10 protein-coding genes are annotated in these 11,256 nt (G+C 73.1%); 4 read left to right on the forward strand and 6 right to left on the reverse strand.

What is annotated here, in order from left to right:
* Positions 1 to 260: 260 nt before the first annotated feature.
* The 5 genes from AB0M18_RS28570 to AB0M18_RS28590 all read right to left on the reverse strand — a co-directional run bounded on the left by AB0M18_RS28570 (position 261) and on the right by AB0M18_RS28590 (position 6,721).
* A complete protein-coding gene (locus tag AB0M18_RS28570; protein ID WP_365762947.1) occupies positions 261 to 3,401 on the reverse strand; it encodes an efflux RND transporter permease subunit in 3,141 nt (1,046 codons plus the stop codon).
* A 179-nt stretch (positions 3,402 to 3,580) separates the two neighbouring features.
* Positions 3,581 to 4,270, reverse strand: a complete 690-nt coding sequence (locus AB0M18_RS28575; protein ID WP_365762949.1) for a response regulator transcription factor — start codon at positions 4,268 to 4,270, stop codon at positions 3,581 to 3,583.
* Positions 4,267 to 5,508: a sensor histidine kinase gene (locus AB0M18_RS28580; protein ID WP_365762951.1), complete on the reverse strand. Its 1,242-nt coding sequence runs from the start codon at positions 5,506 to 5,508 to the stop codon at positions 4,267 to 4,269. Before AB0M18_RS28580 ends, AB0M18_RS28575 begins: the two co-directional genes overlap by 4 nt.
* Positions 5,509 to 5,616: 108 nt before the next feature.
* On the reverse strand, positions 5,617 to 5,895 hold the full coding sequence (locus AB0M18_RS28585) for a hypothetical protein (RefSeq protein ID WP_365762953.1): 279 nt from the start codon (positions 5,893 to 5,895) through the stop codon (positions 5,617 to 5,619).
* 25 nt (positions 5,896 to 5,920) lie between these two features.
* Positions 5,921 to 6,721, reverse strand: coding sequence for a PspA/IM30 family protein (locus AB0M18_RS28590; RefSeq protein ID WP_362536423.1), 801 nt, complete (start codon positions 6,719 to 6,721; stop codon positions 5,921 to 5,923).
* 251 nt (positions 6,722 to 6,972) lie between these two features.
* Between AB0M18_RS28590 and AB0M18_RS28595 the strand changes: the two genes are divergently transcribed.
* Both AB0M18_RS28595 and AB0M18_RS28600 read left to right on the forward strand, forming a co-directional pair.
* The gene (locus AB0M18_RS28595) at positions 6,973 to 7,575 is read left to right on the forward strand and encodes a DUF3043 domain-containing protein (protein WP_265861755.1); all 603 of its coding nucleotides are present in this window, start codon (positions 6,973 to 6,975) and stop codon (positions 7,573 to 7,575) included.
* 26 nt (positions 7,576 to 7,601) lie between these two features.
* On the forward strand, positions 7,602 to 8,378 hold the full coding sequence (locus AB0M18_RS28600; RefSeq protein WP_365762956.1) for a methyltransferase domain-containing protein: 777 nt from the start codon (positions 7,602 to 7,604) through the stop codon (positions 8,376 to 8,378).
* Positions 8,379 to 8,597: 219 nt separating this feature from the next.
* On the opposite strand, the gene AB0M18_RS28605 is transcribed toward AB0M18_RS28600, so the two are convergent.
* Complete coding sequence (locus AB0M18_RS28605) at positions 8,598 to 8,804, reverse strand: hypothetical protein (protein WP_265861758.1); 207 nt, start codon at positions 8,802 to 8,804, stop codon at positions 8,598 to 8,600.
* A 92-nt stretch (positions 8,805 to 8,896) separates the two neighbouring features.
* Here AB0M18_RS28605 and AB0M18_RS28610 point away from each other — a divergent pair, with 92 nt between their 5' ends.
* Positions 8,897 to 10,099: a bifunctional adenosylcobinamide kinase/adenosylcobinamide-phosphate guanylyltransferase gene (locus AB0M18_RS28610; protein WP_365762958.1), complete on the forward strand. Its 1,203-nt coding sequence runs from the start codon at positions 8,897 to 8,899 to the stop codon at positions 10,097 to 10,099.
* Positions 10,100 to 10,190: 91 nt separating this feature from the next.
* Positions 10,191 to 11,252: a nicotinate-nucleotide--dimethylbenzimidazole phosphoribosyltransferase gene (locus AB0M18_RS28615; RefSeq protein ID WP_365763102.1), complete on the forward strand. Its 1,062-nt coding sequence runs from the start codon at positions 10,191 to 10,193 to the stop codon at positions 11,250 to 11,252.
* The last annotated feature ends 4 nt before the right edge of the window (positions 11,253 to 11,256 follow it).

Consider the following 11,256-nt stretch of genomic DNA (forward strand, 5'->3'; position numbering starts at 1 on the left):
CTGGGCTACCGCCCGTCCGCGGCGGCCCGCACGCTCCGTACGGGCAAGTCGGGACTCATCGGCCTGACCGTGACCACGTACGGGGATGAACCGCGCAGTGCGCGGGGGCCCACCCCTTCGCCCGGCCGGGGCCCGGGCGGGCAGGCACGCGCCTGCGGCGCGGCGGGGCGACAACCGCCGCGCGCGGCATCCCCGACGCCCGGAGGGGGCGCGCCTCACGCGATCGCGTGGAGCGCACCCCCTCCGGCGTTGAGACGTCGTCAGACGCCCACGGCGTCCAGGGCGTCGCCCTCCGCCTCGGCCGCGTCGGCCGCATCGCCGGCCGCCTCGGCGGCCTTGCCCGCCTTGGCCGCCTTCTTCAGCCGCCGGCGCTCCTTGCGGAGCTCCACCATCGCGTAGAGCGTCGGGACGAGCAGCAGGGTCAGCAGCGTCGAGGTGATCAGGCCGCCGATCACCACCACGGCCAGCGGCTGGGCGATGAAGCCGCCCTCGCCGGTGACGCCGAGCGCCATCGGGAGCAGGGCGAAGATCGTCGCCAGGGCGGTCATGAGGATCGGGCGCAGGCGGTGCCGGCCGCCCTCGATCACCGCTTCGACCACGCCCAGGCCCTGGGCCCGGTACTGGTTGATCAGGTCGATCAGGACGATCGCGTTGGTGACCACGATGCCGATGAGCATCAGCATGCCGATCATGGCCGGCACACCCATGGGCGTGCCGGTGGCGACCAGCAGACCGATCGCGCCGGTGGCCGCGAACGGGATGGAGACCAGCAGGATCAGCGGCTGGATCAGCGACCGGAAGGTCGCCACGAGCAGCATGAACACGATCGCGACGGCCGCGAGCATGGCCAGGCCCAGGTTCACGAAGGCGTCGGACTGGTCCTCGGAGACACCGCCGATGGTCGCGGTCGCGCCCGCCGGGAGGTCGATCTCCTTGAGCCTGGTCTGCAGCGCCGCGCTGACCGCGCCGGTGTTGTCGCCGGTCGGGGTGGCGGTGATGGTCGCCGCGCGGGCGCCGTCGATGCGGGTCTTGGAGACCGGGCCCGGCACCAGTTCGACGGTGGCGATGTCACCCAGCCTGACCGGGCCGATCGGCAGCGCCTTCAGCTCGTCCAGGGTGGTGGCCGGCTTCGCCGAGGTGAGGACGACGTCCCGCTCGGTGTCGTCGAGGATCGCCTTGCCCGCCGGGGTGCCGCGCACCGCCTGGCCGACGATCAGACCGAGGGTGGTGTCGTCGAAGCCGGCGTCGGCGGCCTTGTCGTTGGCGCGGACGGAGACCCGCGGGACCGACTGGGACAGGTCGCTCTGGACGTCCGTGACGTCCTTGAGGCCCTCGACGCCCTTCTTGACCGCGTCGGCGGCCTGCTTCAGGACATCGGCGTCGGCGGCCTTCACGACCACCTTGAGGTCCTGGTTGCTGAAGGCGTCGCCGCCCGCGATGGTGGTCTCGCCGATGCCGTCGAGCTTGCCGAGGGCGCTGTCGACGGCGTCACGGGTCTTCTCGTACGAGGCGGAGTCCTCCAGGGTCACCTGGTAGGTGGCCTGGTTGGTGCCGGTGCCGCCGCCGAAGGCCGCCATGAAGCCGGAGGAGCCGATGGTGACCTGGTAGTCCTTGATGCCCTCGGTGTCGGCGAGGACCTTCTCGACCTTCTTCGCGGCCTCGTCGGAGGCGGCCAGGCTCGTACCCGGCGGGAGCTCCTGCTTGATGCTGAGGAGCTTCTGCTCGCCCTGGTCGAAGAAGTTGGTCTTCAGCAGACCGCCCATGCCGAAGGTGACCACGAGGACCACCAGGGCGATGACGACGCTGGTGAGGCGGCGCCGGGTGGCGAAGCGCAGCACGGGGACGTAGGCGCGCTGCAGCCTGCTGCGGGCCTCCTTCTCCTCGGCCGCCCTGCGGGCCTCGTCCGGGTCCTCGGAGGTGCCCTTGGGGGCGCGCAGGAACCAGAACGACAGGACCGGGACCACGGTCAGCGAGACGAGCAGCGAGGCGAGCAGCGCGGCCGTGACGGTCAGCGAGAAGGAGCCGAAGAGCTCGCCGACGATGCCGCCGACCAGGCCGATCGGCAGGAAGACGGCGACGGTGGTGAGGGTCGAGGAGGTGACCGCGCCGGCCACCTCCTTGACCGCGGTGACGATCGCGGTCTGCCGCTCCTCGCCGTAGCCCAGGTGACGCTTGATGTTCTCCAGGACCACGATCGAGTCGTCGACGACCCGGCCGATGGCGATGGTGAGGGCGCCCAGGGTGAGCATGTTGAGCGAGAGGTCGCGGGTCCACAGCACGATCAGGGCGAGGACCACGGAGAGCGGGATGGAGACCGCGGTGACCAGGGTGGAGCGCAGCGAGGCCAGGAAGACCAGGATCACGAGGACGGCCATGACCAGGCCGAGCGCGCCCTCCGTGGTGAGGCCGGAGATGGACTTGGCGACGGCCGGGCCCTGGTCGGAGACCACGGTCAGCTGCGCGCCCGCGCCCAGGTCCTCGCGGAGCTTGGGCAGCTTGTCCTCGACGGCGTCGGAGATGGTGACGGCGCTGCCGTCCTTGTCCATGGTGACCACCACGGCGAGGCTGGGCTTGCCGTCGGTGCGGGTGATCGAGACCCGGCGGGCCTCCTCCTGCCGGACGGTGGCGACGTCGCCGAGGCGGACGGCCTTGCCCTTGGCGGGCTTGATCCGCAGGTCCTGGATCTGCTGGAGCGAGGAGTAGCCGCCGCCGACCTGGACGGTGCGGGTCATGCCGTCCTCGGTGAAGGCGCCGGCCGGCATGGTGCCGCCGCCGTTCCTGATCACCTCGGTGAGCTTCATGCCGGTCAGACCCGCCGCGGCGAGCTTCTTCTCGTCGGGGGTGACGGAGACCTGGAGCTCCTGGACGCCGTCGATGGTGACCTGGCCGACGCCGTCGACGTCCTTGAGGACGGGGACGACGGTCCGCTCCAGCTGGTCGGCGAGTGCCTGCGGGTCCTTGTCCGAGGAGACGGCGAGGACGACGGTCGGGATGTCGTCGGTGGAGCCCGCCACGACCTGCGGGTCGACCGAGTCCGGCAGCTGGGCGCGGGCCCGGTTCACGGCCTGCTGGACGTCGGCGACGAGCTGCTTGGTGCCCTCGTCCCCGTAGTCGAAGCTCGCCATGATGACGGCGCTGCCCTCGGAGGCGGTGGAGGTGACGCCCTTGACGCCGTCGACCGCCTTGAGGGCGTTCTCCAGCGGCTCGACGACCTGCTTCTCCACCACGTCGGGCGAGGCACCCTGGTACGGGGCGATGACCGAGACCATCGGGAACTCGATCGAGGGCAGCAACTGCTGCTTCAGCTGCGGGATCGCGATCGCTCCGAAGAGGAGCGCGACGAGGGACATCAGCCCGATCAGGGCCCGTTGGGCGAGGCTGAACCTGGACAGCCAGGACATGGATGGGGACTCGTTTCTGTGGCGTACGCGGCAGGTCTGCGGCGCATTCGGCAGGCACAGGGCACCGACGAGGGGTACCCGGCTACACCCTCCGCCATGGGAAGGGGCCGATTCCTCGGCCCCGGGTCCCAATTCCTTATGCCGCGTATACCGCGCCTGGAGTACGAGCCGCCACGGTGTCACTCCACCCTTGGGCGTACAAGGCCCGACTCGTAGGCCGTGACCACCAGCTGGGCCCGGTCCCGGGCGCCCAGCTTCGCCATGGTCCGGTTCACATGGGTCTTGACGGTGAGCGGGCTGACGTCGAGCCGCTCGGCGATCTCGTCGTTGGAGTGGCCGCCGCCCACCAGGACCAGCACCTCGCGCTCGCGGGCGGTGAGCGCGGACAGCCGCTCGGAGTACTTGGGGGCGTCGGCGCCGTCCGGGTCCGCGCCGCCGCCCTGGGCGAGGAAGGAGGCGATCAGGCCCTTGGTGGCGGCCGGGGAGAGCAGCGCCTCTCCGGCGTGCGCGACCCGGATGGCGCCGAGCAGCTCCTCCGGCTCCGCGCCCTTGCCGAGGAACCCGGAGGCCCCGGCGCGCAGCGACTGCACCACGTACTCGTCGACCTCGAAGGTGGTCAGCATGACGATCCGGACGCCGGCCAGCTCGGGATCGGCGGTGATCATGCGGGTGGCGGCGAGCCCGTCGGTGCCGGGCATGCGGATGTCCATGAGGACCACGTCCGCCTTGGTCGCGCGGGCCTGCGCCACCGCCTCGGCGCCGTCGGCGGCCTCGGCGACCACCTCCATGTCGGGCTCGGAGTCGACCAGGACCCGGAAGGCGCTGCGCAGCAGCGCCTGGTCGTCGGCCAGCAGTACCCGGATGGTCACGCGTCCCCCTCGCAGTCGGCCGGTACGGGCAGTATCGCCTGCACCCGGAAGCCGCCCCCGTAGCGGGGTGCCGCGGTGAGGGTGCCGCCGAGCGCGGTGACGCGCTCGCGCATGCCGACCAGGCCGTGCCCGCCGCCCGGCTCGGGCGCCGGGACGACCGCGGGCCCGTCGTCGAGGACGGTGACCTCCACGGTGCGGCCGACCCGGAGCACGCTCACCTCGGCCCGCGCCTCGGCCCCGGCGTGCTTGCGGACGTTGGTCAGCGCCTCCTGGATGATCCGGTACGCGGCGAGGTCGACGGCGGCCGGCAGGGCGGCGGCCCTGTCGGTGCGGGCCAGCTCGACCGGCAGGCCCGCGTTGCGGAAGGTGGCCAGCAGGTCGTCCAGGACGGCGAGACCCGACACCGGTTCGGTGGGCGCCTCCGGGTCGCCCGACTGACGCAGCAGGCCGACGGTGGCGCGCAGCTCGTCGAGGGCGGAGCGGGAGGCGGTGCGGACGTGCGCCAGGGCCTCCTTGGCCTGGTCGGGGCGCTTGTCCATGACGTGCGCGGCGACCCCGGCCTGCACGTTCACCAGGGCGATGTGGTGGGCGACGACGTCGTGCAGATCGCGGGCGATCCGCAGCCGCTCCTCGGCGACCCGCCGCCGGGCCTCCTCCTCGCGGCTGCGCTCGGCGCGCTCGGCCCGCTCCCGTATGGCGTCCACGAAGGCCCGCCGGCTGCGCACCGCGTCCCCGGCGGCCGCGGCCATCCCGGTCCAGGCGAAGACGCCCAGGTTCTCCTGCGCGTACCAGGGGGTGGGTCCGAAGACCATGGCGGCGAAGGTCAGCACGGCCATGGTGGCGAGGCCGAGCCGCCAGGTGGTGGGCCGGTCGGTGTGCGCGGCGACGGTGAAGAGCGAGACGACGGCGCCCATGGTGACCGGCGCCGGGCGCTGGTCGCCGATCAGCTCGACCAGGGCGAAGACGGTGGTGGCGGCGAGCACCGGGATGGGCCGGCGGCGCCGGAACACCAGGACGGCGGCGCCGAGCAGCATCAGCACGACACCGACCGCACTGGGCGTCCGGTCGCCGAAGGTGGGCCCGTCGGGGCTGCCGTGCGGGTCGGTGAAGGAGCCGCAGACCATGGCGGCGAGCACGGCGAGCGCGAGCCCCGCGTCGAAGGCAAGCGGGTGGGCGCGCAGCCGGTCCCGGGTCCGCGCGAGCGGGGTGCCGTGGGTCAGGGTGCCGTTGGTCGTCACAGCAGAAGACGGTACGGGGTCCGGACGCGGCGGTGCCCCATCCCTGTGCGGGGGACGGGGCACGGGCCGGGCCTGTCCGGCCCTGATCCGCCGGACAGGCCCGAGGCCTCAGCCGGGGATCAGGCCGTCGTCGGAGAGCAGCTTGCGCACCTCGTCGAGGGTCGCGTCAGGAGCCGGAAGGATCAGTTCGGAGGGTTCGAGGGCGTCGTCGGGGAGTGGGTCCCCGAGCTCCCTGACCTTGTCGAGCAGTGCGTGGAGCGTGCTGCGGAAGCCCGGGCCGTCGCCCGCCTCCATCTCCTCCAGGAGATCGTCGTCGAGCTTGTTGAGCTCCGCGTGGTGACTGTCCGCCAGCCTGAGCTGGCCCTCCCCCATGATCCGTACGATCATGACGTGCCGTCCTCCTGTCGAAGGGCTACTTCTCGAAGCGGGGCTGGGACTGCTGCTGGTTCTGGCCCTGGTTCTGGGCGGAGCCGTTGCCGCCCTCGATGGCCTGCTGCTGCGCCGACGGGCCGCCGGCCAGCTCGGCCTTCATCCGCTGGAGCTCCAGCTCCACGTCCGTACCGCCGGAGAGGCGGTCCAGCTCGGCCTGGATGTCGTCCTTGGCCAGGCCCGACTGGTCGTCGAGCGCGCCCGAGGCGAGCAGCTCGTCGATCGCGCCGGCCCGCGCCTGCAGCTGGGCGGTCTTGTCCTCGGCCCGCTGGATGGCCAGGCCGACGTCGCTCATCTCCTCCGAGATGCCGGAGAACGACTCGGCGATCCGGGTCTGCGCCTGGGCGGCCGTGTACGTCGCCTTGATCGTCTCCTTCTTGGTGCGGAAGGCGTCGACCTTGGCCTGCAGCCGCTGCGCCGCGAGGGTGAGCTTCTCCTCCTCGCCCTGCAGGGTCTGGTGCTGCACCTCCAGGTCGCTGACCTGCTGCTGCAGCGCGGCACGGCGGGACAGCGCCTCGCGCGCCAGGTCCTCGCGGCCGAGTGCGAGGGCCTTGCGGCCCTGGTCCTCCAGCTTGGACGACTGGCCCTGCAGCTGGTTCAGCTGCAGCTCAAGGCGCTTGCGGGAGGTCGCCACGTCGGCGACGCCGCGGCGCACCTTCTGTAGCAGCTCCAGCTGCTTCTGGTAGGAGTAATCGAGGGTCTCGCGCGGATCCTCGGCCCGGTCGAGGGCCTTGTTTGCCTTCGCGCGGAAGATCATCCCCATACGCTTCATCACACCGCTCATGGGCTTCGCGCGCCCCCTTCTGACGGACTCGGCTCCAGCACTCCAACAAGAACCACAGTACGGTTCCTCACTCCATTACCGCACTGTTCGGGGCCCGATGTGCTCCTCCCCAAGAACGAGTGGAGATCACCGGGCCTCCGGCCCAGGGAGTAGAGGGACACTGCGGGTCCCCGGAGCGAAGACGCGGGCCGTTAGCGGATCGTTCCCGCCCGCGCTGGGTCCCACACCCCGCACCACGTACCCTTGGCCTTGTGTTCCGTAGCCGTTCGAAGGATGAGAAGGCCCCCACCGACAAGGTGACGGCGGACCTCTCCAAGCAGCCCCGCGACCCCGAGGCCCCCAAGGGCCGCCCGACCCCGAAGCGGAGTGACGCGCAGTCCCAGCGCCGCCGTGCGCAGTCAGCGCCGCTGGACCGCAAGGAGGCCGCCAAGCGTCAGCGCGAGGCCCGCCGCGCGGACCTGACCCGCCAGCGCGAGGCGCTGAACAGCGGTGACGAGCGCTATCTGCCCGCCCGAGACAAGGGCCCGGTGCGGCGCTTCGTCCGTGACTTCGTCGACTCGCGCTTCGCGGTCGCCGAGTTCTTCCTGCCGATGGCCGTGGTCATCCTGGTCCTGTCGCTCTTCGGCAACACCAACCGCCAGCTGCAGAACATCTCGCTGCTGCTGTGGGCCGGTGTGATCGTGATGATCGTGATCGACTCGATCGGCATCTGGCTGCGCCTGAAGAAGCAGCTGAACGAGCGATTCCCGAACGAGTCGAAGCGCGGCGCGATCGCGTACGGCCTGATGCGCACGCTCCAGATGCGCCGCCTGCGGCTGCCCAAGCCGCAGGTCAAGCGCGGAGAGCGGCCCTGAGCGCGGACATTCCGGCCGCGGGTGAGGTGCTGCCGGTCGTGGGCACCTGGCCCGCCGAGCCCGGCGGGCTGCGCGACACCGTCCGCCAGGAGCTCATCGCTCGCCAGCTCGATGAGCAGATAGCCGCCCGCTACCCGGTGGGGCAGCGACTGCGCATCCTCGACGCGGGGATGGGCCAGGGCACCCAGGCCCTGCGGCTCGCCCGGGCCGGACACACGGTGACCGGCCTGGAGGCCGACCCCGAGCTGCTCCAGGCCGCCCGCGATTCGCTGGCGACCGAACCGGCCGGCATCCGCGAGCGGGTCCGGCTGATCCACGGCGACGGCCGCGAGACCGGGGTTCACTTCCTGCCCGGCAGCTTCGACGTCGTCCTCTGCCACGGTGTGCTGATGTACGCCGACGAGCCGGACGCGCTGCTCGCGGGCCTGGCCCGGATGCTGGCCCCCGGCGGCCTGCTGTCCCTGGTGGTACGGAACGCGGAGGCGCTGGCCATGCGGCCGGGCCTCGCCGGGGACTGGGCGGGCGCGCTCGCCGGTTTCGAGTCGGACGTCTACACCGACCGCGACGGCGTGAAGGGCCGGGCCGACCGGCTCGACGCCCTCACGACCACGCTGTCCGGGATCGCGGCCCCGCTGCACGCCTGGTACGGCGTGCGGGTCTTCACCGACGGCATCCCCGCGGAGACGGGCCTGCCGGCCGCCGCCGACCTCGAGCGGCTGCTCGCCGCCGAGGACCGGGCCGGGCGCACCGAGCCGTACCGCCGGATCGCGGGTCTGCTGCACCTCTGCGGGGTACGGGGCTGAGGCGGACGGGAGCGGGGGCCGTTCCGGTGGCCGGGTCCGGGACTGCATGATTTACGGCGCGGCCAGGTGCCGGAAGAGCCGGACGCCCTCGTCCCGCGCCACACATCACGCCTTACGCACCGGACCCGGCCCCCTGCACGTCCCCCGCTCCCGTTCATGGACAACCGCTGCCCGGTTCCCCTGCGGGACGAACGCCCACACGGAGTGGACGCGGGCGCTCTAGCCCTCCGCGTCCAGCGGCATCGGGCCGTAGATCTTCGCGCCGTCCTCCGACAGCGTCACCTGGTCCGCGCCGCCGTCCAGGAGGTCGCGCCAGTGCTCACCGATCCAGGACTCGGCGTCGCCCTGGGTGGTGAACTCCTCGGGGGTCACCACCGGCGTGACCTCGGTGCCGTCGGACTTCTCGAACCGCCACGTCCATGCCATGTCCGCCTCCGGTTGATCTTCCGGTTGATCGGTTTCCTGCCCGCAGCGTAGCCGGGCGCGCACCCCTCGCGGTGACGCGGGAGGATCTAGGCGTGGAACTGACTCTGCTCGGCACCGGCGCCCCCCTCGGACTGCCCCGCCCCGACTGCCCGTGCGCCGTGTGCGCGGTGTCCCGCGGCGAGCGGGCGCGGGCCGCGACCTCGCTGCTCGTGGACGGGGCCCTGCTGCTCGACCTGACGCCGGGCGCCGCGCTGGCCGCCGCCCGCTCGGGGCACTCCCTGGTGGGGGTGCGGCAGGTGCTGCTGACGCATCCGCACGACGGGCCGGCCGTGGAGGTGCCGGCGGGGCTGCCGACGGCGGGCCGGGTGCCGGACGGACGGGAGCTGACGCTGATCAGCGGGCACCGGGTGCGGGCGGTGGCGATGGACGCGCCGGGCACGGGCTACGAGGTGACGTCGGCGGACGGCGAGCGGTTGCTGTATCTGCCGCCGGGCGGCTCGCCGGCCGGTCTGATGGACGACCACCGCAGGCCGTACGACCTGGTGGTGGCGGACGTGACCGGGCGGCCGGACGCGCTGGCCCGGCTGCGGGCGACGGGCGCGGTGGGGCCGGCCACGGACGTGATCGCGGCGCATCTGGACCACGACGCCCCGGCCGGGGCCGAGCTGGACCGGCGGCTCGCGGCGGCGGGCGCTCGCGCGGTGCCGGACGGGACGACGCTGTATGTGGGCGAGTACCACGCGGTGCCGGACGTGCCGCGCCGCACGCTGGTGACGGGCGGGGCCAGGTCGGGCAAGTCCGTGGAGGCGGAGCGGCGTCTGGAGACCTTCCCGGAGGTCGTGTACGTGGCGACGGGCGGGACCCGCGAGGGCGACCCGGAGTGGGCCCACCGGGTGAGCCTGCACCGGGAGCGGCGGCCGGGCTCCTGGCGTACCGCGGAGACCACCGACCTCGTGCCGCTGCTGCGCGAGGAGGGTCCGCCGCTGCTGATCGACTGTCTGTCGCTGTGGCTGACGGACGCGATGGACGCGGTGGGCGCGTGGGACGACGAGCGGTGGGCGGACGGCGGCCGGGAGGCGCTGGCGGCGCGGGTCGCGGAGCTGGTGGCGGCGGTCCGGGAGACCTCGCGGACGATGGTGGCGGTGACCAACGAGGTGGGTTCGGGCGTGGTGCCGGCGACGGCCTCGGGCCGCCGTTTCCGGGACGAGCTGGGGCGGCTGAACGCGGCCTTCGGCGACGAGTGCGAGCAGGTGCTGATGGTGGTCGCGGGGCAGGCGCTCGTACTGCGTGGGTAGTCCCCGGGCCGCCGGGCCCGGCGCGCGGGTAGGGTGCGATCGACCGCGTGACAGACCCACGAACGCATGGACGTCCTAGGTGGAACCGACCTTGAACCTCGACGACTTCTCCGATCTGATCGAGCGCCCCGACGGGGGGATCCGGCACGAGGCCGAGGAGCGGCGGGCGCGCCTGGCCGTCCGGCCGGGGGCGCTCGGGCGGCTCGACGAGCTGGGCGAGTGGCTGTCGGCGGCGCAGGGCGCGGTGCCGGTGCGGCCGGTGGAGCAGCCGAAGGTGGTGCTGTTCGCGGGCGACCACGGGGTGGCGTCCCTGGAGGTGTCGGGGCGGGCCGCGGGCACGGCGCACGAGCTGGTGCGCGCGGTGCTCGACGGGTTGAGCCCGGTGGCGGTGCTCGCGCGGGCCCAGCAGGTGCCGGTGCGGGTGGTGGACGCGGGTCTGGACTGCGATCCGGAGCTGCTGCCGGCCGAGGTGACCCGGCATCGGATCCGGCGCGGGGCGGGCCGGATCGACGTCGAGGACGCGCTGACGGTCGAGGAGGCGCGGGCGGCATTGGCGCTCGGCATCGCGGTGGCCGACGAGGAGGCCGACTCGGGGACCGATCTGGTGGTGCTCGGGGATCTGAGTGTGGGGGGTACGACTCCGGCTTCGACGCTGATCGCCGCGCTGTGCGGGACGGACGCGTCCGTGGTGACGGGGCGCGGCGGGGCCGGGATCGACGACCTGGCGTGGATGCGCAAGTGCGCGGCGATCCGGGACGCGCTGCGCCGGGCGCGCCCGGTGCTCGGCGACCAGCTGGAGCTGCTCGCGACGGTCGGCGGCGCGGATCTGACGGCGATGACGGGGTTCCTGCTGCAGGCCTCGGTGCGCCGGATGCCGGTGGTCCTGGACGGTGTGGTGGGCGCGGCCTGTGCGCTGGTGGCGCAGCGGGCGGCGTTCCGGGCGCCGGACTGGTGGCTGGCGGGTCAGGTGAGCGGGGAGCCGGCGCAGGCGAAGGCGCTGGACCGGATGGCGCTCAACCCGCTGCTCGACCACGGCGTCACTGTGGGCGAGGGAACCGGGGCGTTGCTCGCTCTTCCCCTCGTCCGGGCCGCGGCCGCGCTGGCCGCGGAGCTGCCGGAGGTGACCACCACGGTGGCGGACGAGGAGAGCTGAGCCG

The sequence above is a fragment of the Streptomyces sp. NPDC051909 genome (assembly GCF_040681095.1).
Classification (GTDB): Bacteria; Actinomycetota; Actinomycetes; order Streptomycetales; family Streptomycetaceae; genus Streptomyces.

Bases quoted from the DNA above. Each gene is read 5' to 3' on its own strand.
- AB0M18_RS28570 (WP_365762947.1), bottom strand. From the start codon at position 3,401: ATGTCCTGGCTGTCCAGGTTCAGCCTCGCCCAACGGGCCCTGATCGGG.
- AB0M18_RS28585 (WP_365762953.1), bottom strand. From the start codon at position 5,895: ATGATCGTACGGATCATGGGGGAGGGCCAGCTCAGGCTGGCGGACAGT.
- AB0M18_RS28590 (WP_362536423.1), bottom strand. From the start codon at position 6,721: ATGAGCGGTGTGATGAAGCGTATGGGGATGATCTTCCGCGCGAAGGCA.
- AB0M18_RS28605 (WP_265861758.1), bottom strand. From the start codon at position 8,804: ATGGCATGGACGTGGCGGTTCGAGAAGTCCGACGGCACCGAGGTCACG.